Below are 26,040 nucleotides of genomic sequence, written 5' to 3' on the forward strand. Positions count from 1 at the left end.
ATCTATCCTTTTGTTAGTTGGATCTACTAAACAAACAAAGGTCGTTATGACTCTTTGCCTTGCTGGATTCGACGTAGAGAGCGCTCTCTACGACTCTCTTCTCGGGTCAAATCCAACAATGTTTCTTCGATGTAAGCTAAGTGCGATTGCGACATTTCTCGCGCCTCTTCAGGCTGACCAGAAATAATTGCAGTCACGATATTAGCTCGGTGTTTACTGACTTTTTCCACCACATCAGAGCGGCGGTGCAATAGTTTTAAGTTTTGTAATACGTTTTGCTCAAGCAATGGAGATAGGCTGCGCACGATATGAAGCAACACCACATTATGGGCAGCTTCGGTTAATGCGATAAGAAGTGCCATAACAGCAGCCGCTTCGTTCTCTACATTGCTTTGTGCTTGAGCATCATCAATTTGCTCAAGACACTGCTGAATTCTTTCAAAATCTTCGTCGGTACCGCGAAGGGCTGCAAAGTAAGCGCTCAAGCCTTCTAATGCGTGGCGAGCTTCCAACAAATCCAGTTGGGTTTCAGAATGCGTTGACAATAAATCTAGCAGAGGATCAGAGAAACTCTTCCAAAGGCTCTCACTGACAAACGTGCCTCCGCCCTGCTTACGGGTGAGTAGGCGTTTAGCCTCCAAACGTTGAATCGCTTCTCGGATAGATGGACGTGACACGTCAAATTGCTTAGCCAGCTCACGCTCAGGTGGGAGCTGTTGGCCAGGTGACAGTGTTCCTTCCAGTATCAGCCGCTCCAACTCTTGTTCAATCACGTCGGAAAGCTTTGGCTGACGAATCCTTTGATAAGCCATACTTATTGTTCTTCTTCTGTTGTTCTATTTACTTGCAGTCAATTGGTATTACCAATTTCAAGATGGACAGAAAAATAACACAATTAAAACACCACTGTCTAGTGAAAACTTGATTCAAATCATAGAACCAGCCACCCCGTAAAGAGCTGATAACATTTGCACACTAAAACAGCTAACTAATGGTCTTACCAATTTTTAATTATGCACATAAAAATTTATTTCGATGTTAAAAATAAATCGAGCAAAGGAAAAATTGGTAAACAAAGGCACATGAGTAATGTGCCTGAATACAATCACTTAAGAAGAGAACGGTAAAATGGCCAATCAAAGGTTAGGCCTGGATCGCTTTTTCGCAGCGGAGAAATGAACTGGTGACCAGTAATTCGGGATGGGGAAATTTTATCGTAACGAGACATCAACAATTGGCTCAGTTTGGCCAATGCAAGGTATTGCGATGGGGTATAAGCATCAAATTCACTGCCTTCTAATTCAATGCCAATAGAGTAGTCATTGCACCTATCACGCCCAGCAAAAGAAGAAATACCGGCATGCCACGCTCGCTTATCGAATGGCACGAACTGGATGATCTCTCCATCTCGTCGAATCAAACAGTGAGCAGAAACACGCATTTTTTCAATCACCTTGAAAAAAGCGTGCCTATTCGGGTCAAGTGTTCCCGTAAAAAAGGCCTCGATATCCTCACTGCCGTATTCAAACGGCGGCAGACTAATGTGGTGTATCACTAACAGTGAGATATCGTCACTGTCGGGCCGCAAATCACAATGACTTGAAGGCACCTGACGAACCTCACTCAAGAGGTGGTTATCGTCTATCTTCATACATTATCGTTCTTCATAGACCAGAGTTAAAATTAAATAAAATCGGTTATGGTAATTATACCCATTTCACAGGGGAGAAAAATTGCGATAATTGATGCTGAATTTCTTGCGCTGCAAGAGTATGATGCCCCTCTCAAGTCAACCTAGTATGCTGAACAGAATGAAAGACACTCATAACAGTCAAGCACGTCTTGACTACTTAAAGGAACAACTTCCACACGAAATCACTCGCGCTGTTGCCGATACTTTGCGTGAGGATCTGGGTGGCACTTTGGATGCCAATGATGATATCACTGCGCAGCTGATTGCGGCAGACACTCAAGGTGTTGCAACCATCATTACCCGTGAGCACGGTATTTTTTGTGGCCAAGCATGGGCTGATGAAGTCTTCAAGCAACTAGGTGGCGAAGCCTCTATCGAATGGCACGTGCAAGATGGTGATGCGGTAGAGCCAAATCAAACACTGTGCACACTGACTGGCCCTGCTCGTATCTTGCTCACTGGTGAGCGCAATGCGATGAACTTTATTCAGACCTTGTCTGGTGTGGCGACTATTACCTCTCACTACGCTAAAGAGCTAGAAGGCACTGAGTGTCGACTGCTCGATACTCGTAAAACCATTCCAGGTCTGCGCAGCGCTCTAAAATACGCTGTAGCTTGTGGTGGTGGTTACAACCATCGCATTGGTGTGTTTGACGCATACCTAATCAAAGAAAACCACATCATTGCTTGTGGTGGCATTACCAAAGCGATCGAAACAGCGAAAGCTCTAAATCCGGGTAAACCTGTAGAAGTAGAAACCGAGAGCTTGGAAGAGCTTCAGCAAGCGATCGATGCGGGTGCGGACATCATCATGCTGGATAACTTCACCACAGATATGATGCGTGAAGCCGTAGAAATTAACCAGGGCAGAGCAGCGCTGGAAAACTCTGGTAACGTCACCCTAGACACCATTCGTGAGTATGCGATGACAGGAGTGGATTACATCTCGGTAGGCGCTTTAACCAAGCACCTAAAAGCGCTCGACTTATCGATGCGCTTTAAGTAACTCAAACTATTTTGATGAAGGAGGCAATTGCCTCCTTTTTTGTCTAATATATTGAATCGCATACTTTAAATTTGAGATGCGTCGAACCACCCCTGCAACATTACGCAAGCCAACGCGTAAAAATTCAAACTGACTCCCTAGCTGAAAAACTTCCTATATAGCTGATTTCTTAGGTTTCTTATGCTGGCTAAGTAAACCAACTTATGGAGAAAGTGATGAAAAAACAACAGGGCTTTACACTGATTGAATTGATGATTGTTGTGGCGGTGATTGGCGTATTGGCGATGGTAGCTGTACCGCAATATCAAAAATACGTTGGCAAATCAGAAGCAGCTAGTGCTTTAGCTTCTATTACCGGCCTAAGAACAAATGTTGAAACTTATGTAATTGATAACGGAGCATTTCCAGCAAACTCTGCCGCTGTAGCGATTCCAACCATTACAGGGGCAACAATTTCATTTCAAAGCATCAGCGGCGCTGGGGGCACAATTCAATATCTGTTCAGCAGCTCTGGCAATAGTGCAAATGTTAACGGTAAAAAAGTTAACCTAATTAGAACTGGTGATGGGAACTGGAGCTGTAGCTCTGATATCAATGACACTGACATTGAGCCTAAAGGTTGTAGTTAACTGATGCCCAACACTCTCGCTCTAGTGTTGAACCATGCTAAGTTGCTGAATGATCAGCAACTTAGCTCAATCATCGAATATGCGAGCTCATCAAAACGTAGTATTTTCTCTAGCATAGTAGATCTATCTATTTTTACATCGGAGCAGTTACTACAGCATATTTCTGTTCTACATGGCCTACCCATAGTAGCCATAGATCCTGAAACTAGCTTTGCACTCAGTAACCAACTTCTCCTATCAAAGTTGGTCATTGAGCATCAAGCTCTTCCAATATCACTTTCGAATGGTAACCTTTGTATTGTGGTCAGCGACCCTACAAATAATGAAATTGAAAGTGATTTTGCGTTTGCATCTGGCTGCAGTATTACTTTATCTCTAGCTGATGAAGCAGATATACAAGCTAAAATACGCCAACTCTTCGGAACTCAAATTGAAGGGGAGCATCAATTTCATCAAGAGATATCTTCTGAAGAATTAGGTGAGTTTTCTTCCCAAGCAAGTATTGAAGAGTCACAGCAGCCAATAACTCAATTAGACAACGCCCCAGTCAGCCGCTTCATCCACCAAGTCATCACCGACGCCATCCGCAAAGGTGCATCTGACATTCATTTCGAGCCGTTCGAAAAGCACTACCAAGTTCGGATTCGTTGTGATGGTCTATTGCACGCCGCCCACGCTCCCCCACCTGCGCTAGCGGGGCGACTTGCTGCACGGCTGAAGATCCTTTCCAACCTAGATATTGCTGAAAAACGTCTGCCGCAAGATGGACGTATTAAGCTGCAGTTAGGGACGGACAAGTCGGTTGATATTCGCCTCTCAACCATGCCGACCTTATGGGGTGAAAAGGTGGTGCTGCGAATTCTTGACAGCTCCCAAGTCAGCCTCAAACTTGAAGACCTAGGTTTAAATACCAACCAATACCAAAATGTTCAGCAAGCCTTGAGTCGCCCGCAAGGGATGATACTGGTGACAGGCCCTACAGGCAGCGGTAAAACTATTACGCTTTATAGTAGTTTGAACTTACTCAACACCCAATCTCGCAACATTTCCACCGCCGAAGACCCCATTGAAATCAACTTACCGGGTATCAACCAGTTACAAGTTGAACCCAAGATTGGTCTACATTTCTCAACCGCATTAAAAGCCTTTCTACGCCAAGACCCAGATGTGGTCATGGTGGGGGAAATACGTGATTTTGAAACAGCAGAAATTGCGATAAAAGCGTCGCAAACAGGTCACTTAGTGCTTTCAACACTTCACACCAATTCAGCGCTTGAGACCATTCTTCGCCTCAAGAACATGGGCATCGAGGGTTATCATATTGCCGCTTCACTCAGCCTGATAATCGCTCAACGCTTAGTGCGAAAACTTTGCCGCACTTGCCGAGTGGTGGATAACCAACACTATCCAGAACTACCTACTGATCGGCCCGTCATCTATACCCATTCAGAGCAAGGTTGCCCTGAGTGTAACGGTGGGTATCGAGGTCGAACGGGCGTTTTTGAGGTGCTGACTTTTAATGAAGCGATTAAAAACGCCATCGCATCTGATGCTCATGCTGCCGACTTAAAACAGCTCACACAAGAAAACCAAATGTGCTCCCTTGCCGAGTCTGGTTACGACAAGCTGATACAAGGCATCACCAGCTATCAAGAGCTCAAACGAGTGCTCTATATCTAGGAGGTTAATGGTGAGAGAAAAGCAAAAAATGCGCAGCTTTCGCTGGCAAGGAATAAATTCTGCGGGCAAAAAGGTGTCTGGAGAGTGTTTGTGTTTTAGTGAACACGAAGTGCGAATCCAGCTTTCAGAACAAAAAATTCAGCTACGTAAATTGCGTAAGAAAAACCTCTCTAGCTTTAGCCAGCTGAGTCATCGAGTGAAGGCCAAAGACATCATGCTGTTTACTCGCCAAATGGCGACTATGTTGGCCACCGGAATATCATTAGTGCAAGCGCTTGATCTTATTGCCGATAGTCACCACAAAGCAGAAATGAAAAACCTGCTCAGGAAGCTAAGACGAGCCGTTGAAGCTGGTACGCCAATCTCTAAAGCCATGCGAACCTCCAGCCCATTTTTTGACAGTTTTTACGTTGATATGCTCAAAACCGGAGAACAAACAGGTAACCTATCCAAAGCGTTTGAACGTCTTGCTGAATACTTAGAAAAGAGCGCCCAACTTAAGGCCAAAGTGATAAAAGCGATGATCTACCCTGCGATGGTGATGCTCGCAGCTATTGGCGTCACTTACCTAATGCTCACCATGGTGATCCCAGAGTTCGAAAAAATGTTCACTAACATGAATGCAACCCTGCCATGGTTTACCGAGAAAATCTTAACGCTGTCACATTGGGTCCAAAGTTACGGTGCTTATCTTTTACTCGGATTAATTATCACCATATTAGGCACGAAAAAAGCCTGCCAACAATGGTCTGATTTTCATCATGGGTTAAGCAAGTTGAGCTTTAGACTGCCAATCTTTGGCGATGTGATGATCAAGGCTTCAATAGCAAAATTTGCCCGCACACTCGCCACCAGCTTTACCGCAGGCGTGCCGATTTTAACTGGTCTACAAAGCAGTGCTCGAACCGCAAACAACCCAGTGTTCTATCGAGCCTTGCAGCAAGTACACCAAGAAACCGCAGCAGGCACGCCCTTTTATTTAGCGATACGCCATTGTGGTGCCTTTCCTAAACTGGTTGAACAGATGGTGATGATTGGAGAAACCTCTGGTCAGTTGGATGATATGCTCAACAAAGTGGCCAACCTCTATGAAGATCAGGTCGATGATACTGTCGATAACTTAGGCAAACTTCTCGAACCGCTTATCATCATGGTATTAGGTGGATTAGTTGGAGGCCTAGTGGTCGCAATGTATCTGCCGATATTTAACTTAATGAATGTATTAGGCTAAAATAGTTTTTTTACCCAATTTTGAGCACCCATGGCTGCGTTTGATATTTACCCTTGGCTTTACCCCCTCTTTGCTGGTCTATTTGGCTTAATCATCGGCAGCTTCCTTAATGTGGTGATCCTTCGCTTACCTGTCATGATGGAGCACGGTTGGAAAAAAGAGTTCTCCGAAACCTTTCCAGAGCTTTGCCCTGACCCAAAACTACCTGAGCAACCATACAATCTCAGCACGCCTCGCTCTCATTGTCCGAGCTGTAAAACACCGGTTCGGGCCATAGATAACATTCCAGTCATTAGCTGGTTATTGCTCAAAGGAAAATGTCGTAAGTGCCAAACTAAAATAAGCTGGCGCTACCCAGCTATTGAGCTGCTCACCGCAATCACTTGTGCGACCGTCGCGGCCACATTTCCTCTTAGCTATTTCAGCATTGCACTGCTCTTTTTTACCTTTGTGTTAATCACTGCCACCTTCATTGATTTAGATACATTACTGCTGCCAGATCAACTGACACTGCCACTCACTTGGGCAGGCATCGCACTCGCTCTTAGTGGGGTATCTCCAGTGACACTACAAGATTCAGTGATTGGTGCGATGGCAGGTTACGTCAGTTTATGGAGTGTCTACTGGCTGTTTAAGGTCATCACGGGCAAAGAAGGCATGGGTTATGGTGATTTTAAGCTACTGGCCGCTCTTGGTGCATGGCTCGGCTGGCAAAGCCTGCCAATGATCATCTTGCTCTCCTCACTTGTAGGCGTCGTATTTGGATTAATTCAATTACGTTTGCAGAAGAAAGGAATTGAGCAGGCGTTTCCCTTTGGCCCGTACCTCGCCATTGCTGGCTGGTGCTCACTAATATTTGGCGAGCATATTCTAGGCTGGTACTTTGCTTACCTTGTGGGAGTCTAATCATGGCAAAGCCATTTATTGTCGGATTAACTGGCGGTATCGCCAGCGGTAAAACCACGGTCGCCAATTTGTTTGCTGAGCGCTATGGCATCGACTTAATTGATGCTGATATTGTCGCCCGTGAAGTAGTCGAACCCGGAAGTGAAGGGCTCAAACAAATCGCGGCTCACTTTGGTCCGGACGTGATTCAAACCGATGGCAACTTAGACCGAGCTAAACTGCGGGAGTGTATTTTCTCCGACCCCGAGCAAAAAACATGGCTAAATGCTTTGCTGCACCCAATGATCCGTCAACGAATGCAAGAACAGATGGCGCAGGTGAGCTCGCCTTATGGTTTGTTGGTTGTTCCATTGCTGATTGAAAATGACCTGACCTCTATGACAGATCGAGTGTTAGTGGTTGACGTGGATCGCAAACTACAGCTGCAACGAACCATGCAACGTGATAATGTATCCGCCGAGCAAGTCAAAGCCATTCTCGCTTCACAATGTAGCCGTGAGCAACGCTTGGCAAAAGCCGATGACGTGATCACCAACCAAGGCTCAAGTGAGCAGCTTGTGACTCAAATCGAAAAATTACACCAGAATTATCTAGAATATTGCCGCTAAATTGGTTGAAATAACCTAAAGCGGATACGATCGAAGAAGGCTTTCACCCAACTATGTTGACGCACAAGTTTGAACATCCTCTCAATGAGAAAACCCGGATCTACCTTCGTGTGGAGTCGTTGTTGCGTCAAATGAACCACGCTTCTGAGCAAGTCGATAGTATGCACTATCAGCTCTTCTTTCGACCTATGTTTGACCTGCTCGATATCTTCGAACAGATTCAGCTAAAATCTGAGCTTGCCAAAGATCTTGAGAAGCAACGCTTGGCCTATAAATCTTGGCTAAATGTTGAGGGTGTCGATCAATCAACACTGCAAGGTCTGCTTAACAATATCGATGTAGTACACAAAGAGTTGATGTCAGCACCACGATTTGGCATTGCTTTGAAAGAAGACCGCCTGTTGAGCACGATTCGCCAGCGTTTTGGCTTACCCGGTGGCTCTTGCTGCTTTGATTTGCCCTCTTTGCATTACTGGCTGCATCAAAATGAAAACGCACGATTAGCAGATATTGAGCGCTGGCTGACTAGCCTTCGTCCATTGACGAATGCGCTGCACTTGTGGCTGAAGCTGTGCCGTGAAACTGGCTTTGAAAAAGCCCAGATTGCTCGCGCAGGTTTTTTCCAAAGCGACGCCGAAGAAGCCAATATCTTACGTCTTTCGATCCCATTGGATTATGGTGTATACCCGATGATTTCAGGCCATAAGAATCGCTTTGCCATCAAATTTATTGATTTTGAAACGGGCCAAGCCTTTTCAAATGACGTTGAGTTCCAACTAGCTATCTGTAATTAGAAATTATGACCAAAGTGACTACTGTAAAATGCCCTACCTGCCAAGAAGCCGTTGTATGGGGTGAGCAAAGCCCATACCGCCCATTTTGCAGCAAAAAATGCCAATTGATCGATTTTGGTGAATGGGCAGAAGAAGAGAAATCGATTCCCGGCGCCCCAGATATGTCGGATTCGGATGGGTGGTCGGAAGACAATTATTAACGGCGAACGGCGAACGGCGAACGGCGAACGGCGAAAGTTTATATTAGCCCAACCTGTGTCAATCTCTTTCGCCCTTAACGCAAGTGTCCGTTAGCCGTTAAACCGATTACCGCTAGTCCTTCACCCATTCAAACAATTCCTTAATCACCGGCGCATTCGCTTCTGGAAACTCATATTCTTCCAGTTCATCAAGAGCAATCCACTTCGCTTCTTGACCTTCTTTGCCATGCGGTTCTCCGGCAAACTGCGTGACCACAAAAAAATCAAATGCCAGCGACTTGTCTGGGTAGTCATGATTTAGACTGATCAGCGATGTAATTTCTTGAACCTCGATGCCAACCTCCTCGTGAAGCTCACGAATGCTCGCTTGCTCAGCGGTTTCACCACTTTCGACTCCACCCCCAGGAAACTCCCAGAAGCCCGCTTTATGCTTTTTAGCAGGGCGTTTAGCGATAAATACGTTTTGCTTAGCGCTGTCCAAGATCACCGCAGCAGAGATATGAATTCTTTCCATTGATTATGCTATTCCAGAATAACTGATAAGTTGCTAGTTTAATAAGAAGATTGGATATCAGGTGACGCAACAAACCTCACCAAAGGTGAGCCCGCTCTCCCCCTTTACCCTTTTACCCTTAGCGCCAGCGTCCGTTAGCGCCAGCGTCCGGCCGTTAAAAAAAGAGCCGCATCAGCGGCTCATTTCACTATCTTAAATTTTCCCGTGACACTGTTTGTATTTCTTACCAGAACCACAAGGACACGGCTCATTTCGGCCAACTTTGCGTTCTTCACGCTGAATTGGTCGCTGCTGAGCATCAGCTTCTTCACCATCAGCCAGTTGGTTTTCTGGGCTCTGGTGGTTAAGCTGTTGGCGACGAGCGGCCTCTTCTGCCTGTGCACGGCGCTGAGCTTCCATGCGCTCAACTTCTTCTTGCTGCTGAACGCGTACTTTACTCAAAATGGTAATCACATCCATCTTAAGCGCCTCTAGAAGCTCCTGGAACAGCTCAAACGACTCACGCTTGTACTCTTGTTTCGGGTTTTTCTGAGCGTAACCACGCAAGTGAATACCTTGACGTAGGTGGTCCATCGCAGCCAAGTGCTCTTTCCACAAGGTGTCTAGCGTTTGCAGCATGACTGACTTCTCGAAGTTACGCAGTACGTGCTCGCCAACCACTTCTTCTTTTTCTTTGTAAACGCGTTTCGCAGTCTCAAGAATACGCTCACGAAGCGCCTCTTCGTACAGCTTGTCGTCTTCGTCCAACCACGACTGCACAGGTGCATCTAGATCAAAGTCTGCTTTCAAGCGCTCTTCTAGACCTTTCACATCCCACATCTCTTCAAGCGATTGCGGTGGAATGTACTCAGCGAAGATAGCATCGAACACATCTTCACGGTTTTGGTCAATCATATCGCTGATGTCTTCAGCCACCATCAGCTCATCACGTAGCTCGTAAACCACTTTACGTTGGTCATTCGCCACGTCATCGAATTCAAGTAGGTTCTTACGGATATCGAAGTTACGGCCTTCAACTTTACGTTGAGCTTTTTCGATTGAGCGAGAAAGCATCTTACTTTCAATCGCTTCACCTTCTTCCATACCACTCTGAATTAAGCTCGCCATACGGTCAGACGTAAAGATACGCAGCAGTGAATCTTCCATTGATAGGTAGAAACGAGAAGAACCCGCATCACCCTGACGACCAGAACGACCACGTAGCTGGTTATCAATACGGCGAGACTCGTGACGCTCAGTACCGATGATGTGCAGACCACCCGCTTCTAGAACCGCATCGTGAACCTGTTTCCACTCTGCTTTAATCGCATCGATTTGTTCCTGAGTTGGGTTTTCAAGCTTAGCGACTTGCGCCTGCCAGCTGCCACCCAACACGATATCCGTACCACGACCCGCCATGTTGGTTGCGATGGTTACCGCTCCCGGCGTACCTGCTTGCGCAACAATTTCTGCTTCCATCTCGTGGAACTTAGCGTTAAGTACGTTGTGCTTGATTTTTGCTTTCTTCAGAGCGTTAGACAATAGCTCAGATTTCTCAATAGAAACGGTACCCACTAGGCTTGGCTGGCCTTTCGCTACACGCTCTTTGATATCTTCAATGATGGCATTGAACTTCTCAGCTTCGGTGCGGTAAACCACATCCGGCATGTCATCACGAACCATTGGCTTGTTGGTTGGGATAACAACGGTTTCAAGACCGTAAATAGACTGGAATTCAAACGCTTCGGTATCTGCTGTACCTGTCATACCAGACAGCTTCTCGTATAGACGGAAGTAGTTCTGGAATGTAATCGATGCTAGCGTTTGGTTTTCGTTTTGGATCTTAACGCCTTCTTTCGCTTCGACCGCTTGGTGAAGACCTTCAGACCAACGACGACCTGGCATAGTACGGCCAGTATGTTCGTCAACGATCACTACCTCGCCTTCTTCGGTCACAATGTAGTCAACGTCACGTTCAAACAGTACATGAGCACGCAATGCCGCATTCACGTGGTGCAATAGGCTAATGTTTGCTGGTGAATAGAGAGTGTCACCTTCTTGCATTAGACCATTTTTAATCAATAGCTCTTCAACAAACTCTTGACCATTTTCCGTCAAGTGTACTTGTTTTGATTTTTCATCCAGCGTGTAGTGTCCATCGCCACGATACTCTTCCGAATCTTCTTGCTCTTGCTGCTCAAGTGATGGGATAAGCGTGTTGATGCGAGTGTATAAGTCAGAGCTGTCTTCAGCAGGGCCTGAAATGATCAGCGGTGTACGCGCCTCATCGATTAAGATGGAGTCCACTTCATCAACCACGGCGAAGAATCGTTCACGCTGAACTCGGTCTTCACTGCGGAAAGCCATGTTGTCACGTAGGTAGTCAAAACCAAACTCGTTGTTGGTTCCGTAGAGAATGTCTGCAAGGTACGCTTGCTTTTTCTCTTGTGGCGGCATGTTTGGCACGTTAATACCCACTGACATGCCAAGGAATTCAAATAGTGCGCGGTTAGTTTCGGCATCACGCTTAGCTAGGTAGTCGTTCACCGTTACGATATGAACTGCACCTTTTAGTGCGTTTAGATACGCAGGCAGTGTTGCGGTAAGCGTTTTACCTTCACCTGTACGCATCTCAGCGATCTGGCCAGAGTTTAGGACCATGCCACCAATCATCTGTACGTCAAAGTGACGCATACCAAATACACGCTTAGAAGCTTCACGCACGGTAGCGAAAGCTTCAGGTAGTAGACTATCTAAATCAGCGCCTTCTTCTATGCGAGTGCGGAATTCAACCGTCTTAGCTTTTAGTTCTTCATCGCTTAATGCTTCGAAGGTAGGCTCAAACTCGTTAATCTGTTTAACGATTTTTCTTAGGCGACGCAGCGTTCTGTCATTTCGACTGCCAACGATCTTTGTCAGTAGCTTAGTTATCATTTTATTTGAATCTCTCTATTCAGATCGCACGCGATCTACCCAAATTTTTCCATCAGTCTCTAACAGGCGTTACCCAAGAATACTGAGATAAATCATTACTTGTGGATATTGTGGCGCAAAGGGTAAGTTTCAAGCGTCAATCACAAATTTGCCAAGTATATTAAGGGATTCTTCCCAATTGCTCCAAGGCTATTGTGATTAGTTTGAGATGGGTTAGGAAAAAGTCTTATTTATTGGTTAATAAAGGAGCGCGGAGTTTATTAATTTCTATAGCTTTTAGCTCTCCCCCTTGAAAAGGGGGAGGATCTCATTCAGCACATAAAAAAATACCCCGAGGAAAACCTCAGGGTATTTATTTGAAATCTTAGTTTTTACGCTAGAACCATATTTGGTTCAGCAAATGCGACTGGTGAGCCAACTTCTTCTTCGAATGTCGCCCATTCCCAAGCTTCTTGATCCGCAAGCACTGCACGCAGTAGCTTGTTGTTCAGTGCGTGGCCAGATTTGTAGGCTCGAAGTTCACCAACAATGCTGTGGCCACACATGTATAGATCGCCAATGGCATCCAATACTTTGTGAGTCACGAACTCGTTGTCGAAGCGCAGACCATCTTCATTAAGAATACGGTATTCATCCAATACGATCGCACAGTCAAAACTTCCTCCTAGACAAAGATTTTGTGACTGCAAATACTCGATATCTTTCATAAAGCCGAAAGTACGTGCTCGAGAGATGTTTTTCACAAATGCTGTCGTAGAGAAGTCAAATAGGAGGCGTTGTTCGTCAGCATCGATTGCAGGATGTTCGAATTCAATTTCGAAATCCATACGGAAACCATTGTGTGGTACCAGTTCAGCCCACTTATCACCATCTTCTACACGAATCTTTTTCTTGATGCGTACAAAGCGTTTTGGTGCATTTAAGGTTTCTACACCTGCAGATTGAAGCAAGTAAACGAATGGACTCGCACTACCATCCATAATAGGAATTTCAGGTGCGTCGACTTCGATAATGATGTTATCGATACCCATACCCGCTAAAGCAGCGTTTAAGTGCTCAACTGTAGAGATACGTACGCCTTGATCATTGACCAACGCAGTACATAGCATAGTGTCACGCACAGAAGCAGGGTCCGCGGGGAAGTCCACAGCAGGCTCCAAATCGGTGCGACGGTAGATTACACCGGTATTTGCTGGTGCAGGACGAAGCGTAAGCGTAACTTTACGTCCAGAGTGAAGACCCACTCCAGTCGCTTTTACGATTTCTTTTAGCGTACGTTGCCTGATCATTAAAATGCCTCTACTACTTAACTCGGGTGTGCAGCCGAAACTTCACGGCCGCACATCCTACCACATTCTTGACGAATATCAAAAAAGGTCAAAAATCAGTCAGCTTGGCGACGCAAAAATGCCGGAATATCTAGATAACCATTTTCGTTATCTTGTTGATTTTGCGGCGCTGTGCTCGCATTACCTGCACTTGGCTGGCTTGCTGGTGCACTTGCTGGCGACTGAGGTTTCACCTCTGGTTCCTTTGGAGTATTTGCCTGCAAAGGTTGTGCCACTTTTGGTTCCGCCGCTGGCGCTGATTGCTGTACTGCTGGCTGAGTTGGCTGCACCGCTGGTTTAGCATTGCCCGTCACCAAAGTGATCTCTGGTTTCTTTTCATTGCCAATACCAGTCGCAACGACAGTAACACGGATTTCTTCAGACATATCGGGGTCTAGAGAAGTACCGATAACTACGGTTGCGTTATCTGATGCAAACGCTTTAACAGTATTACCAACAGTTTCAAATTCATCAAGGCGCATATCCAAACCTGCTGTAATGTTCACAAGAACACCACGCGCACCGGCCAGATCGATGTCTTCAAGCAGTGGGCTAGAAATTGCCATCTCTGCCGCTTCTTCCGCTCGGTCTTCACCTTGAGCAACACCGCTACCCATCATTGCATGACCCATTTCAGACATTACGGTACGTACGTCCGCAAAGTCGACGTTAATCATGCCTGGGCGAGTAATAAGCTCGGCAATACCCTGAACTGCATTCTTAAGCACATCGTTTGCACTAGCGAAAGCTTCTAGCAGAGTGATACCGCGACCTAGTACTTTAAGTAGCTTCTCGTTTGGAATCGTGATCAAAGAATCAACGTGCTTAGAAAGCTCTTCGATCCCTTGTTCAGCAAATGCCAAACGCTTCTTACCTTCAAAACCAAATGGCTTGGTCACAACAGCAACAGTTAGTACACCCAGTTCTTTAGCCACTTCAGCGATCACTGGAGCGGCACCTGTACCAGTACCACCGCCCATACCTGCTGCGATAAATACCATATCGGCACCAGTTAGAGATTCTTTAAGTTTATCTCGATCTTCAAGAGCAGCTTCACGGCCAACCTGAGGGTTAGCACCTGCACCCAGACCTTTAGTGATATCACCACCGATCTGAATTACTGTGTTTACTTGGGTTTTACGAAGAGCTTGGGCATCGGTGTTAACACTGATAAATTCCACACCTTCAATAGACTCACGTACCATGTGCTCAACGGCATTACCACCACCGCCACCAACACCAACGACTTTGATTACTGCGTCGTCAGACATTTCCATCATCGGTTCAAACATTTGTTATCTCCGTTAATCCTGTTGCTCAGGGTTAAAATTCTTTTTGAATCCAATTACGCATCTTTTGCCACAAACCAGCAACATTTGCTGTGCGCTTAGGCTCATTATAGTCACCGTCGTCGCTAAAATGGGCATCTCTTGCGTAATGAAGTAATCCTACCGCCGTTGAGTGATACGGCGCTTTTACATAATCAGTAAGCCCACTCACTTCTAATGGCTTACCAACTCGGACTTGGTTTCGGAACACTCTTTCAGCGCACTCGACCACACCTTCAATCTGTGCCGCACCACCTGTTAAGACGACGCCAGCCGCCAAATGGTGTTTGATCCCTTCGTTACGAAGTTTTTCTTGCACACTATCTATGGTCTGATTTACCAAGCCCATTAATTCTGTATACCTTGGCTCAATCACTTCAGCCAAAGTTTGTCGCTGTAAGCTACGAGAAGGTCGACCGCCAACGCTCGGTACGTTAACCGTGTCGTCTTTGCTCACCATCTCACTTAGCGCACAACCATACTTAACTTTTATTTCTTCTGCATCACTTACAGGCGTACCAAAAGCAAATGCAATATCACTGGTGACGGCATTTCCCGCATAGGAAAATACCTCAGTGTGGCGCAAAGCACCGCCAGTCCAGATCGATACGTCCATCGTTCCTGCACCGATATCGACGACACATACGCCAAGTTCACGCTCATCTTCAGTGATCACAGCGTTACTTGATGCTAACCCAGAGAAAACTAACTGTTCAACTTTCAGTCCGCAGCGTTCGACAGCTTTGATAATGTTACGTGCCATATCGTTATGGCAAGAAATAAGATGAACACTTACTTCCATACGAACACCTGAAAGGCCCAGTGGGTTTTTAATACCTTCTTGGTAATCGATGGTGAATTCTTGAGGAATGACGTGCAGGATCCTTTGCTCATCACCAATCTTAATGGATTTAGCCGTATGAATCGAACGATCCATATCTTCTTGTGAGACTTCCTCGTCAGAGATAGTCCCCATACCTTTCTCAATTCGGCTCGCAATATGGCGGCCAGACAGAGAAATAAATACATTGCTAATACGGCACTCAGCCATCAGTTCCGCTTGGTCAACAGCACGTTGCACAGATTTAACCACCGACTCTAAGTCGTTAACCCCGCCTTTGTCCATGCCGCGAGATGGGCTAGTACCTGCACCAATAATGTTAATTTGACCATCTGGTAAACACTCACCAACCAAGGCTGAAACTGTCGCTGTACCGATATCTAGACCAACAATTATGTTGTCTTCTGCGGTCCTAGTCATTTGCTCTCTCTTGCGCTAAATCCTGCTCTGGGAACCAACCAACAGCGGCCCCAGTATCATATCTCAGGTCAATATGGCTGATCGTCTCAACCTTACCACCTAGCTTTTTGTATAAAAGAGCAAATCGCTCTATTCGCTCTGGTAGCGCTTCCTTGCCAAGCTCAAGGCGAATACCGTTAGACAAAATCACCTGCCAAGCTCGTCGCTCGTTTAACACCAGTGACGAAGTTTCCAAACCCAGCGGTTTAAGCATCGAATCTATCTGTTTCCATGCATCAACCACTTGGTGATTACTGCCTTGTGGGCCGTACAGTTTTACCGCTTCACGTTCAAGATCCGCCACATCGCCTTGAAAGACGTCACCGTGGCTATTCAATAACGATATGCCATTCCAGACAGCGAGCGGTTGATGCTCAACCAAGAAGACCTTTACCGTTTCTGGCCACTGCTTGCGAATAGATACTTGAGCTACCCACGGCAGAGCAATTAAAGCATTTTGCAACTCATCCACATCTTGAGACATAAAGGTACCAACATGCGGAATGATAGACAGTGCTTTCTGTACATCCTGGGGCTGGGTGTAATGTAGCTCACCTTTAACCACTAATTGGGATAAAGGAAGTTGTTCATCGTCTAGCATCCAACCGAGCGTTGTACCAAGTACCCAACTGATGGCAATGACGACAGCGAGAAAAAAAGCCACGCCGATCTGCTTGTAGCGATTGGTGTGGGTTTTAGTTGGCATCTCTGCCGCTGCTGCATTACTCATCCAGTATCATACCAAGAACATAACCCTAATAGGAATAAGGCATTATGCTGTTCCTATTTTCGGCCCAAAATCTATAGAGATTGCCCATTTCACTTAACCTACCGATTATACTGACGAACTTTGACGTGTCTATCACGGTGAATCAGAAAAGTGAGCTAAGCAAACTCCTCGCTCAATCTATGAGCATCTTGAGTGTTTAAGCCTGCTTCAAACGTTCAATATTCAACTCAAGGCTGGCAAGTTGCTTAGCAACTTTGCCGACATCACCCGCACCTTGCGTCAGCACAAGATCGTTGTCTTGCAGCACATTGGCTAACACGGCTGGCAACTGTTCTTTTTCTGGAACAAAGATCGGCTCAAGTTTCCCGCGGCTTCGGATGGTGCGGCATAAGGCTCGGCTATCTGCATTAGAGATAGGTTTCTCCCCCGCAGCGTACACGTCTAGCATGATCAACACATCAACCTGATCGAGCACGTTAGCAAAATCATCATAGAGGTCACGAGTACGGCTGTAACGGTGTGGCTGGAAGATCATTACTAGACGCTTATCATTCCAACCCGCACGTGCAGCTTGAATCGTCACATCAACTTCGCTTGGGTGATGTCCGTAGTCATCAACAAGCATCGCTTGGCCGTTACCTGTTTCAAACTCACCAAGATGATCAAAGCGGCGACCTGTACCCTGAGTACCAGCCATTGCTTTCAAAATTGCTTGATCTGAGATGTCATCTTCAGTGGCTACTGCAATTGCAGCAGAGGCGTTCAAAGCGTTATGGCGACCTGGGATATTCAAAGTGATATCTAAATCATCTTTGCCCTGACGTACGACAGTAAACTTACCTTGCTGGCCTTCTTGGCGATAATTTTCAATTCGCACATCTGCATCTTCAGAAAATCCGTAAGTGATCACTTGACGGCTAATACGAGGCAGAATTTCACGAACTACAGGGTCATCGATGCACATGATCGCTTGACCATAGAAAGGCAACTGATGCAGAAAATCTACGAAGGTTTGCTTAAGCACTTCAAAATCACCACCGTAAGTATCCATGTGATCCGCTTCGATGTTGGTCACAATGCTTACCATTGGCTGTAGATGCAAGAAGGATGCATCGCTCTCATCGGCCTCGGCAATAAGGATTCGGCTTGATCCGAGACGAGCGTTAGTACCCGCACTTTTCACCAAACCACCATTAACGAACGTTGGATCCATTCCAGCTTCAGAATAAATCTGGGTAACTAGTGCAGTCGTGGTGGTTTTGCCATGCGTACCAGCAACGGCAATACCGTGACGAAAACGCATCAGCTCCGCCAGCATCTCTGCGCGGCGTACCACTGGGATACGGCGCTCTTTAGCAGCGACAAGTTCAGGATTATCTTGGCTGATTGCCGTCGATACCACGACCACACTCGCCTGCTCGACATTTTGCGCTTGATGACCAAAAAAGATCGTCGCCCCTTTTTCGGTCAGGCTTTGAGTCACTGGGTTTTCTGCAAGATCAGAACCTGTGATCTGGTAGCCTTCATTAAGTAAAACTTCAGCAATGCCGCTCATACCAGCGCCACCAATCCCAACGAAATGGATGGTTTTAACGCGGCGCATTTCTGGGATAAGCGCTCGAATTTTTGCAATATCTTGAGTGTGTTTAACTGTCATCGCTGTTTTCTCAATTTTCGGTTAACTGTTGGATCGCATCAGCGACTACTTTATCGGCATCGAGTTTCGCCTGATTTCGAGCATTTGTCGCCATCTCCAATAAGCGATGTCGATCCAAGCTATCAATGGTTTGTGCCAATTTTTCGGCACTAAGTTCTGGCTGCTCAATCATTAGAGCGGCATCTGCTTCAACCAAATGGTCAGCATTGAGCGCCTGTTGGCGATCTTTATGCATGAAAGGCACAAATATGGCTGCCACGCCTGCTGCGGATAGCTCAGATACCGTTAGCGCACCAGAGCGACAAACCACAAGATCGGCCCACTCGTAAGCCTTAGCAACATCGTCAATGAACTCCGTCACTTTGACTTGCTCAATACTGCGCTGCTGGTAATCATTCTGCACAGATTCAGCATTGCCTTTACCCGCCTGATGCCAAATCTCTACCGGCTGCCCAATCAGCTTAGCGCTGTCAGGCAAAGTGGTATTTAAAATTCTCGCACCTTGACTGCCCCCCATCACTAAGATGCGAAGTGCTCCTTGTCTCCCTGCTAGTCGCTCAGTGGGCGCAGCAATTTGCGTCACATCTTGGCGCACTGGGTTACCTACAACTGCTGCATCAGGGAATGCCCCAGTGAATGCTTGGAAGACTTTACGGGCAATTTTAGACAGCCACTGATTGGTCAATCCTGCCACGGCGTTCTGCTCATGCAGTACCACGGGAATCCCACTCATCCAAGCGGCAACGCCACCTGGGCCACTGACATAGCCGCCCATGCCAAGTACCACATCCGGTTGCCAAGCTTTGATATGCTTTTTGGCTTGAACAATGGCGTTAAGGATCTGAAAAGGCGCTTTAAGCAGACGCAATATGCCCTGACCACGAAGCCCTTTCACTTTAATAAAATCGATTTCAATACCATGCTTTGGTACTAAGTCAGCTTCCATGCGGTCAGCCGTACCCAACCAGCGGATCTGCCAGCCTTGCTGCTGCAGTTGTTTGGCAACCGCAAGCCCCGGAAAAACATGTCCTCCAGTACCGCCAGCCATTACCAATAATTTTTTATTCTTGTTTGCCATCATTCTGTTTTGTTTCAATTCTTGTTCTTTGGGTTTCCAAGCGGGTCTCGTGGTCAATGCGGATAAGAATCGCAACCGCCACGCTCATAACAATCAAACTTGAACCACCATAACTTATCAGCGGTAAGGTCAAACCTTTGGTTGGCACCATGCCTGCTGCCGCTCCAACGTTAACCAGGGTCTGAAAAGCAAACCAAATACCGATGCCAAAACCTAAATACCCACCAAAGTTAAGCCGAGCTTCAAAAGCTCGTTTAGCAATGAATAACGCTTTGACAACCAGCGCAAATATCAGCAGCAGAACCAGTGTCACGCCAATAAAACCAAGCTCTTCGGCAATGACTGCAAAGACAAAGTCGGTGTGCGCTTCTGGTAAGTATTCAAGTTTTTGAATCGAGTTACCTAGCCCTTGACCAAACCAACTGCCACGGCCAAATGCCATCAAAGACTGGGTGAGCTGATAACCGCTACCAAATGGGTCTTCCCATGGGTCAAGGAACGAGGTAACTCGTCGGATACGATAAGGCTCGAGCAAGATCAATACGATCACGCCACCAATGCCCACCAGCACTAATGCTAAAAACTGCCACAGTTTAGCGCCAGCAATGAAAAGCATGCCAAACAGCGTGACTAGCATCACGACAACTGTACCTAAGTCAGGTTGTCCTAGCAGCAAGATAGCCAATAAGCCAAATACAATGATCGGTTTACCAAAGCCTCCGAAGAAGGTCCGTCTCACCTCTTCTTGCTTACGTACTAGGTAACCAGCCATAAACACAAACAGTGACAGTTTGGCGATTTCTGCGGGCTGAAGGTTAAACAGCCCCAAAGGTATCCATCGCGCTGCACCATTTACTGACTTGCCTGCCACCAATACCACAACCAGTAAGCTTAGAGAGAGCGTCAGTAAGATGGGGCTAAATTTCGCCCACTTTTCCAAAGGTACTTGCACCATCACGGCGGCAGCACACAAAGAAAGGAATAAGAAGATGGCGTGACGATACATAAAGTGGAATGGGCCATCGGTTAAGCGAGCACTCACAGGGAAAGAGGCAGAGGTCACCATTACCAACCCAATCAGCATCAATGTAAACGCTAACCAAACCAGTTGACGATCGTACCAAGCTTCAGGGCTAGGACGATTAAACCATTGCCTTAGTTGTGATGCTTTATGCTTCATCTTGCCTTATCCCTGGCAGTAAGATTGCGCTAACCCAGTAAAAGCGTCGCCGCGTTTCATAAAGTTGGGGTATTGATCAAAGCTGGCACAAGCAGGCGAGAGCATCACAATGTCACCCGCAGTCGTGCGTGGCGCAATATTCGCTAACGCCTCATCCATTGTTTGCCAGCGCTGCGCCGATGGGTGCAAGTCCATAAAGGCTTCGCCATCTCGGCCATAGCAATGCAGCTCAACTTTTATTTGCGCTAGCGGCTTTGCCAACTCAGTAAAGTCTGCACCTTTACCATCACCGCCAACCAAGAGATGCAGTGTGCCCGCACACTCAAGCCCTGACAGTGCCGCCAAAGTACTGGCCAGGTTCGTTGCCTTAGAATCATTAACCCATTTAACACCATCACATTGCGCAACCACTTGGCAGCGATGCGTAAGACCGCAATATGAGCGCAGGGCATCCATCCCTTGCTGATAATCAATGCCAGCTGCGGTCAACAGTGCCATCACCACAAGGGCATTGCTCAGGTTATGTTGACCAATCAGGGCTAGCTCATCGGCTACAATGATCGGTGAAGCATGCTGTGCCAGCCACGTTTTGCCTTGATGCTCAATCAAGCCAAATTCCCCTTGATCTTGACCAAACGTCACCACTTGCCCGCCAAACCCTGCGTTTGGAAAGGTCGCCTTGTCTTGTCGATTCACCACAGCCACTTGGCTATGGGCAAAAATACGCTGCTTCGCAGCCCCATAATCCGCCATCCCTTGATAGCGATCCATGTGATCTTCAGACAAGTTTAAATAAGCAGCAGCGACCAGCTTCAGGCTGCTAGTAGTTTCTAACTGAAAACTGGAAAGCTCAAGCACATACAAATCTGCATCTTGCTCAAGCAAATCAAGCGCAGGCACGCCAATATTGCCACCCACTGCGGTGTTAACACCGCAAGCATTGGCCATCACACCAGTCAAATCAGTGACGGTGCTTTTACCGTTTGAACCCGTGATCGCAATAACAGGTTTTTGCACCGCTTGGGCAAACAGTTCGATATCACCAATCACTGCTGTGCCTTTGGCAATCGCAGGTTGTAGCTCAGGAGTAGCTAAAGCAATGCCAGGGTTGGCAACAATGAGATCCGCTTCCATCAGCCACTCTTGTTGCCAGCCGCCGCAATGTAGCTCTACATCGTCAGGTAAATGTTCTGCACCCGCTGGGTTTTCTCGAGTGTCTATCACTTTCACCGACCACTTCGGTTTTTCACGATGTAGATAGCGCACTACTGACAGACCAGTAATGCCTAAACCAACCACCAGCACATTTTTCATTCCCTGCTCCATAGACAGCTATTTGTATTATCGAACTTTAAGTGTGGCTAGGCCGATCAGCACTAGCACGATAGAAATAATCCAAAAACGCACGATAACACGAGGTTCTGGCCACCCTTTTAGCTCGTAGTGGTGATGAATAGGTGCCATACGGAAGATACGTTGACCTCTAAGCTTGTAGGAACCGACTTGCAAAATTACCGACACGGTTTCCATCACAAACACGCCGCCCATAATCACTAGCAAAAGTTCTTGGCGAACCAATACAGCAATGGTGCCCAGTGCGCCGCCGAGTGCTAGCGAGCCCACATCGCCCATAAAGACTTGCGCTGGATAGGTGTTAAACCACAAGAAGCCAAGACCAGCACCAACAATCGCTGTACAGACAATCACCAGCTCACTTGCATAAGGTAAGTGCGGGATGTGCAGGTACTCAGAGAAATTAACGTTACCCGTTGCCCAAGCAATGACTGCAAAACCTGCGGCAACAAGTACTGTTGGCAAGATCGCAAGACCATCAAGGCCATCAGTTAGGTTAACCGCATTACTGGTGCCAACAATCACAAAATAGGTCAAGATAATGTAGAACAAGCCAAGTTGCGGCATGATCTCTTTAAAAAATGGCACCACAAGTTGGGTTGCAGCGGTATCTTTACCGTGCACATAAAGGGCAAATGCCACGACTAAAGCGATGCTTGATTGCCAAAAGTATTTCCAACGAGCAATCAAACCATCGGTGTTTTTTCTTACCACTTTACGGTAATCATCGACAAAGCCAACCGCACCATAACCAAGCAACACCGTCATTACTGCCCAAACATATGGGTTAGATAAATCAGCCCATAAAAATACCGTGATGGTGATGGCCGATAGGATCATCAAACCGCCCATGGTTGGTGTACCGCGCTTACTAAAATGCGATTCTGGGCCGTCATTACGAACCACTTGACCAATTTGCAGCAGTTGCAGACGCTCAATCAGTTTCGGCCCCATCCACAGTGATAGACCCAGTGCGGTCAAAATCGCAACGATGGCTCGAAATGACAAATAATCGATCAAGCGAAAAAACGAAAAGTATGGCTGGAGTAGGTCTGCAAGCCAAATAAACATTAGTGGTTCTCCTTTAAAGCAGCGACGACCTGGCTCATGCCAGCGCTGTTAGCTCCTTTCACCAGCAAAGTGTGTTTCACACCAGACTCCGCGGCAAGTTGCTGCTTAATATATGTAATCATTTGTTGGTGAGTGTCGAAGTGGCGGCTATCGCCTCCACAAACGTCGCTGATCACTTTCGTGTCCTCACCGTACGTCAGCACATGTTCAAACTGAAATGGGGCAGCATGTTGTCCGACTTGTCGGTGAAGTTCAAGACTTTCCTCACCTAATTCGGCCATAAAACCCAAAATCAGCCAGCGTTGGCCACGATAGTTTGCCAGTAAGTCCACTGCCGCTTTCATTGCAGGCACACTGGCGTTGTAACTATCATCAATCAAGCGGATATGTTCGCTTAACTCAATCACCTCAACGCGGCCTGACATATTGGTCATATTAGCCAGCCCATGTTGGATTTGTGTAAGGCTAGCGCCAGAGTTTTGTGCGAGTGCTGCGGCAGCTACGGCATTAGCCACATTATGTTCACCAACGACACTCAGTGCGACTTCTACTTGGCCTTGTGGCGTGTGGAGAGTAAAGCGTGCAAGGCTACTTTCATCCATCACCAAGTCCGAGGAGAAAAAGTCAGCCTCGACATTGCTTTTCGCAATGGTCACTCGCTGTTTGTCCGCCAGAGCCTCCTGCCAGTAGTCATCACCTTGGCTATCTAAGTTAATGACAGCAATACCATTCGGTTTAAGCCCCTGATAGATTTCCCCTTTGGCTTGTTTTACGCCATCGATAGAACCAAAACCTTCAAGGTGAGCCGCTGCCACATTATTTACCAAGGCAATATCCGGCTTAACCAGCGCACTGGTGTATTGGATCTCGCCGATGTGATTCGCACCAAGTTCAATCACACCAAAATCAATACTGTCATCGGCACGCAGCAAGGTTAACGGCACGCCGATTTCATTGTTAAAGTTGCCAGCCGTTGCGAGTACCTTGCCTTTTTGTTCCAAGATAGCGGCCAACATCTCTTTTACTGTGGTTTTGCCGCAACTGCCAGTTAGGGCAATCGTAGGAATCGAGCACTGCTGATAAACCCATGATGAGGCTTTGCCTAATGCCAATTGTGTATCGGTAACCACCAGTTGTGGGATATCAAGGTCTAAACGACGCTCAACCAAAATCGCACTTGCGCCTGACTGTTTTGCAGCATCGCAAAAGTTGTGGGCATCAAAACGTTCACCAACAAGCGCAACAAATAGCGAACCAGGGGCTAAGGTTCGGGTATCGGTCGAAACCTGATCAATGAGACAGTCGTCACCATATAACTGACCATCTAGCACCTTAGCTAATTGACTTAAACTCACTTCAATCATGACAAGGTTTATCCTTTAGTAGTTGCAGCGCAGTTTCTCGGTCCGAGTAGTGCACTTCACCCGACCCCAGCACTTGGTAGTCTTCATGCCCTTTACCAGCCAGTAAGATAATATCTTTTGGCTGCGCATAGCGAATGGCGTATTCACAAGCGCGATAACGATCATGCTCGGTGACGGCATTTTCAGGGCAGGTCATGCCCGCAAGCATATCTTCAACAATGCGTAGTGGTGATTCACTCCGAGGGTTATCGTCGGTCAATATCACATGGTCAGCCAAACGCTCAGCGATCTCAGCCATCATTGGGCGCTTGCCAACATCACGGTCGCCACCACAGCCAAAGATGGCCCACAACTTACCTTCACAATGCACTCGCAGTGCGCTGAGTGCTTTTTCTAGTGCATCTGGTGTGTGGGCATAATCAACAACCACTTTGGGTTGGTTTTCTGCCGTGAATAGCTCCATACGACCTATCACAGGACGTAGCTTTGGCGCCGTATCGATAAGGCTTTGCTTATCGACCCCAAGCTTAAGCAAAGTGGCAAATGCCAACATCACGTTGCTGGCATTAAATGCACCGATAAGAGGTGCGCTTAACTTGCCATCTAGCCAACTGCCATCGAAGTCAATATCAATGCCTTGCTCAGAATAACGAACACTTTTAGCAAACAAAACTTGATTAGCTTCAGGCTGATAATGAAGAGAAACCGCCACACTGTTATCCAGTTGAGCAAGCCAAGTCTTACCCACTTGGTCATCGGCATTGATCACTGCGTGTTCGCATTGGTGTTGATTAAACAAGGACAACTTAGCTTGAGCGTAGTTTTCCATGGTCTGGTGGTAATCAAGATGATCGCGACTTAGGTTGGTAAACACACCTACCTTAAAGTTCAGGGCGCGCACACGACCTTGAACCAAACCGTGAGAAGATACTTCCATCGCCGCATAATCTGCGCCAAGCTTGGCTAATTGATTAAGGGTTTGACCCACTTCAATCGCGCTGCCGGTGGTATTTGCTGCGGTTTTTAGATCGTCCAAAAAGCCATTGCCTGTCGTCCCCATAACCGCCGCTTTTTCATCCAGTAAACCAAGCCATTGAGCAATTAATTGGGTGATGGTGGTTTTGCCATTCGTCCCTGTCACTCCAATCAAGGACAACTCAGGCTCTCCATACACACGCAAGGTAATTTCGGACAGACACAAAGCCAGCTCGTCACAATAAACAATCACGGCGTTATTGCGCAGCTCTGTCGAACCATGAGGGTACTGCTCACAAGCATCTGCGATCACAGAGGTTGCGCCAGCATTAATTGCACTGTCGATAAAGCGTCGACCATCTAATTGATGACCTTTGACTGCGACAAAGGTGTCGCCACAAGCTACTTTGCGACTATCAATTTGCAGCCCAGATACCGATGGATACTCGCCTTCTGGCAAAGTCATCCAAGGTAAGAGAATATGATTTAAAGGTAGCAAGCC

At 46.8% G+C, this 26,040-nt stretch carries 23 protein-coding genes; 8 read left to right on the forward strand and 15 right to left on the reverse strand.

What is annotated here, in order from left to right; translation table 11 throughout:
• Positions 1–44: 44 nt before the first annotated feature.
• Complete coding sequence (pdhR, locus tag J4N39_RS12285; protein ID WP_252019833.1) at positions 45–812, reverse strand: pyruvate dehydrogenase complex transcriptional repressor PdhR; 768 nt, start codon at positions 810–812, stop codon at positions 45–47.
• A 293-nt stretch (positions 813–1,105) separates the two neighbouring features.
• Positions 1,106–1,651: a 1,6-anhydro-N-acetylmuramyl-L-alanine amidase AmpD gene (ampD, locus tag J4N39_RS12290; protein ID WP_252019835.1), complete on the reverse strand. Its 546-nt coding sequence runs from the start codon at positions 1,649–1,651 to the stop codon at positions 1,106–1,108.
• 160 nt (positions 1,652–1,811) lie between these two features.
• Between ampD and nadC the strand changes: the two genes are divergently transcribed.
• The 8 genes from nadC to yacG all read left to right on the forward strand — a co-directional run bounded on the left by nadC (position 1,812) and on the right by yacG (position 8,747).
• Entirely contained in the window at positions 1,812–2,699 is an 888-nt protein-coding gene (gene nadC, locus J4N39_RS12295; RefSeq protein ID WP_252019837.1) for a carboxylating nicotinate-nucleotide diphosphorylase, read from the forward strand.
• A gap of 215 nt (positions 2,700–2,914) precedes the next feature.
• On the forward strand, positions 2,915–3,328 hold the full coding sequence (locus tag J4N39_RS12300) for a pilin (RefSeq protein WP_252019839.1): 414 nt from the start codon (positions 2,915–2,917) through the stop codon (positions 3,326–3,328).
• A gap of 3 nt (positions 3,329–3,331) precedes the next feature.
• Positions 3,332–5,008 (forward strand): type IV-A pilus assembly ATPase PilB, encoded by a 1,677-nt coding sequence (gene pilB, locus J4N39_RS12305; RefSeq protein WP_252019841.1) that lies wholly within the window; start codon positions 3,332–3,334, stop codon positions 5,006–5,008.
• 7 nt (positions 5,009–5,015) lie between these two features.
• Complete coding sequence (locus J4N39_RS12310; protein ID WP_252019849.1) at positions 5,016–6,239, forward strand: type II secretion system F family protein; 1,224 nt, start codon at positions 5,016–5,018, stop codon at positions 6,237–6,239.
• Between the two features lie 30 nt (positions 6,240–6,269).
• Positions 6,270–7,145 carry a prepilin peptidase gene (locus J4N39_RS12315; RefSeq protein WP_252019851.1) on the forward strand — a complete coding sequence of 292 codons (876 nt, stop codon included), beginning with the start codon at positions 6,270–6,272 and terminating at the stop codon, positions 7,143–7,145.
• A 2-nt stretch (positions 7,146–7,147) separates the two neighbouring features.
• Positions 7,148–7,753 carry a dephospho-CoA kinase gene (gene coaE, locus J4N39_RS12320; protein WP_252019857.1) on the forward strand — a complete coding sequence of 202 codons (606 nt, stop codon included), beginning with the start codon at positions 7,148–7,150 and terminating at the stop codon, positions 7,751–7,753.
• A 53-nt stretch (positions 7,754–7,806) separates the two neighbouring features.
• Positions 7,807–8,547 (forward strand): cell division protein ZapD, encoded by a 741-nt coding sequence (zapD, locus tag J4N39_RS12325; protein ID WP_252019859.1) that lies wholly within the window; start codon positions 7,807–7,809, stop codon positions 8,545–8,547.
• A 5-nt stretch (positions 8,548–8,552) separates the two neighbouring features.
• Positions 8,553–8,747 carry a DNA gyrase inhibitor YacG gene (gene yacG, locus J4N39_RS12330; protein ID WP_252019861.1) on the forward strand — a complete coding sequence of 65 codons (195 nt, stop codon included), beginning with the start codon at positions 8,553–8,555 and terminating at the stop codon, positions 8,745–8,747.
• A 112-nt stretch (positions 8,748–8,859) separates the two neighbouring features.
• On the opposite strand, the gene mutT is transcribed toward yacG, so the two are convergent.
• From mutT to murE, 13 genes are all read right to left on the reverse strand, one after another.
• On the reverse strand, positions 8,860–9,261 hold the full coding sequence (gene mutT, locus J4N39_RS12335) for an 8-oxo-dGTP diphosphatase MutT (protein ID WP_252019863.1): 402 nt from the start codon (positions 9,259–9,261) through the stop codon (positions 8,860–8,862).
• Positions 9,262–9,453: 192 nt separating this feature from the next.
• Positions 9,454–12,174, reverse strand: a complete 2,721-nt coding sequence (gene secA / locus J4N39_RS12340) for a preprotein translocase subunit SecA (RefSeq protein ID WP_252019865.1) — start codon at positions 12,172–12,174, stop codon at positions 9,454–9,456.
• A gap of 371 nt (positions 12,175–12,545) precedes the next feature.
• Positions 12,546–13,463, reverse strand: a complete 918-nt coding sequence (gene lpxC / locus J4N39_RS12345; protein ID WP_252019871.1) for a UDP-3-O-acyl-N-acetylglucosamine deacetylase — start codon at positions 13,461–13,463, stop codon at positions 12,546–12,548.
• A 95-nt stretch (positions 13,464–13,558) separates the two neighbouring features.
• Complete coding sequence (ftsZ, locus tag J4N39_RS12350; protein ID WP_252019873.1) at positions 13,559–14,794, reverse strand: cell division protein FtsZ; 1,236 nt, start codon at positions 14,792–14,794, stop codon at positions 13,559–13,561.
• Between the two features lie 31 nt (positions 14,795–14,825).
• A complete protein-coding gene (gene ftsA, locus J4N39_RS12355; RefSeq protein ID WP_252019875.1) occupies positions 14,826–16,091 on the reverse strand; it encodes a cell division protein FtsA in 1,266 nt (421 codons plus the stop codon).
• On the reverse strand, positions 16,084–16,860 hold the full coding sequence (locus J4N39_RS12360) for a cell division protein FtsQ/DivIB (RefSeq protein WP_252019878.1): 777 nt from the start codon (positions 16,858–16,860) through the stop codon (positions 16,084–16,086). The genes ftsA and J4N39_RS12360 overlap by 8 nt, the downstream gene beginning before the upstream one ends.
• Positions 16,861–17,056: 196 nt before the next feature.
• Entirely contained in the window at positions 17,057–18,517 is a 1,461-nt protein-coding gene (gene murC / locus J4N39_RS12365) for a UDP-N-acetylmuramate--L-alanine ligase (RefSeq protein WP_252019880.1), read from the reverse strand.
• A gap of 10 nt (positions 18,518–18,527) precedes the next feature.
• Positions 18,528–19,595, reverse strand: a complete 1,068-nt coding sequence (gene murG, locus J4N39_RS12370; protein WP_252023730.1) for an undecaprenyldiphospho-muramoylpentapeptide beta-N-acetylglucosaminyltransferase — start codon at positions 19,593–19,595, stop codon at positions 18,528–18,530.
• The gene (gene ftsW, locus J4N39_RS12375) at positions 19,579–20,775 is read right to left on the reverse strand and encodes a cell division protein FtsW (RefSeq protein WP_252019883.1); all 1,197 of its coding nucleotides are present in this window, start codon (positions 20,773–20,775) and stop codon (positions 19,579–19,581) included. The genes murG and ftsW overlap by 17 nt, the downstream gene beginning before the upstream one ends.
• Positions 20,776–20,781: 6 nt before the next feature.
• Positions 20,782–22,107, reverse strand: coding sequence for a UDP-N-acetylmuramoyl-L-alanine--D-glutamate ligase (gene murD / locus J4N39_RS12380; RefSeq protein WP_252023732.1), 1,326 nt, complete (start codon positions 22,105–22,107; stop codon positions 20,782–20,784).
• Positions 22,108–22,116: 9 nt separating this feature from the next.
• Entirely contained in the window at positions 22,117–23,199 is a 1,083-nt protein-coding gene (gene mraY, locus J4N39_RS12385; RefSeq protein ID WP_252019885.1) for a phospho-N-acetylmuramoyl-pentapeptide-transferase, read from the reverse strand.
• On the reverse strand, positions 23,199–24,563 hold the full coding sequence (locus tag J4N39_RS12390; RefSeq protein WP_252019888.1) for a UDP-N-acetylmuramoyl-tripeptide--D-alanyl-D-alanine ligase: 1,365 nt from the start codon (positions 24,561–24,563) through the stop codon (positions 23,199–23,201). Before J4N39_RS12390 ends, mraY begins: the two co-directional genes overlap by 1 nt.
• Complete coding sequence (murE, locus tag J4N39_RS12395) at positions 24,556–26,037, reverse strand: UDP-N-acetylmuramoyl-L-alanyl-D-glutamate--2,6-diaminopimelate ligase (protein ID WP_503063679.1); 1,482 nt, start codon at positions 26,035–26,037, stop codon at positions 24,556–24,558. The genes J4N39_RS12390 and murE overlap by 8 nt, the downstream gene beginning before the upstream one ends.
• Positions 26,038–26,040: the final 3 nt, after the last annotated feature.

Origin of the sequence: Vibrio sp. SCSIO 43136 (assembly GCF_023716565.1) — a bacterium.
GTDB lineage: Bacteria > Pseudomonadota > Gammaproteobacteria > Enterobacterales > Vibrionaceae > Vibrio.

Excerpts from the sequence above, each read along its gene's own strand:
- J4N39_RS12310 (WP_252019849.1), top strand. The coding sequence starts at position 5,016 with ATGGTGAGAGAAAAGCAAAAAATGCGCAGCTTTCGCTGGCAAGGAATA.
- ftsZ (WP_252019873.1), bottom strand. The coding sequence starts at position 14,794 with ATGTTTGAACCGATGATGGAAATGTCTGACGACGCAGTAATCAAAGTC.
- zapD (WP_252019859.1), top strand. The coding sequence starts at position 7,807 with ATGTTGACGCACAAGTTTGAACATCCTCTCAATGAGAAAACCCGGATC.
- J4N39_RS12390 (WP_252019888.1), bottom strand. The coding sequence starts at position 24,563 with ATGATTGAAGTGAGTTTAAGTCAATTAGCTAAGGTGCTAGATGGTCAG.
- yacG (WP_252019861.1), top strand. The coding sequence starts at position 8,553 with ATGACCAAAGTGACTACTGTAAAATGCCCTACCTGCCAAGAAGCCGTT.
- coaE (WP_252019857.1), top strand. The coding sequence starts at position 7,148 with ATGGCAAAGCCATTTATTGTCGGATTAACTGGCGGTATCGCCAGCGGT.
- nadC (WP_252019837.1), top strand. The coding sequence starts at position 1,812 with ATGAAAGACACTCATAACAGTCAAGCACGTCTTGACTACTTAAAGGAA.
- ampD (WP_252019835.1), bottom strand. The coding sequence starts at position 1,651 with ATGAAGATAGACGATAACCACCTCTTGAGTGAGGTTCGTCAGGTGCCT.
- murC (WP_252019880.1), bottom strand. The coding sequence starts at position 18,517 with ATGACAGTTAAACACACTCAAGATATTGCAAAAATTCGAGCGCTTATC.
- murG (WP_252023730.1), bottom strand. The coding sequence starts at position 19,595 with ATGGCAAACAAGAATAAAAAATTATTGGTAATGGCTGGCGGTACTGGA.
- mutT (WP_252019863.1), bottom strand. The coding sequence starts at position 9,261 with ATGGAAAGAATTCATATCTCTGCTGCGGTGATCTTGGACAGCGCTAAG.
- J4N39_RS12360 (WP_252019878.1), bottom strand. The coding sequence starts at position 16,860 with ATGAGTAATGCAGCAGCGGCAGAGATGCCAACTAAAACCCACACCAAT.
- mraY (WP_252019885.1), bottom strand. The coding sequence starts at position 23,199 with ATGTTTATTTGGCTTGCAGACCTACTCCAGCCATACTTTTCGTTTTTT.
- secA (WP_252019865.1), bottom strand. The coding sequence starts at position 12,174 with ATGATAACTAAGCTACTGACAAAGATCGTTGGCAGTCGAAATGACAGA.
- ftsA (WP_252019875.1), bottom strand. The coding sequence starts at position 16,091 with ATGACTAGGACCGCAGAAGACAACATAATTGTTGGTCTAGATATCGGT.
- pdhR (WP_252019833.1), bottom strand. The coding sequence starts at position 812 with ATGGCTTATCAAAGGATTCGTCAGCCAAAGCTTTCCGACGTGATTGAA.
- J4N39_RS12300 (WP_252019839.1), top strand. The coding sequence starts at position 2,915 with ATGAAAAAACAACAGGGCTTTACACTGATTGAATTGATGATTGTTGTG.
- ftsW (WP_252019883.1), bottom strand. The coding sequence starts at position 20,775 with ATGAAGCATAAAGCATCACAACTAAGGCAATGGTTTAATCGTCCTAGC.
- lpxC (WP_252019871.1), bottom strand. The coding sequence starts at position 13,463 with ATGATCAGGCAACGTACGCTAAAAGAAATCGTAAAAGCGACTGGAGTG.
- pilB (WP_252019841.1), top strand. The coding sequence starts at position 3,332 with ATGCCCAACACTCTCGCTCTAGTGTTGAACCATGCTAAGTTGCTGAAT.
- J4N39_RS12315 (WP_252019851.1), top strand. The coding sequence starts at position 6,270 with ATGGCTGCGTTTGATATTTACCCTTGGCTTTACCCCCTCTTTGCTGGT.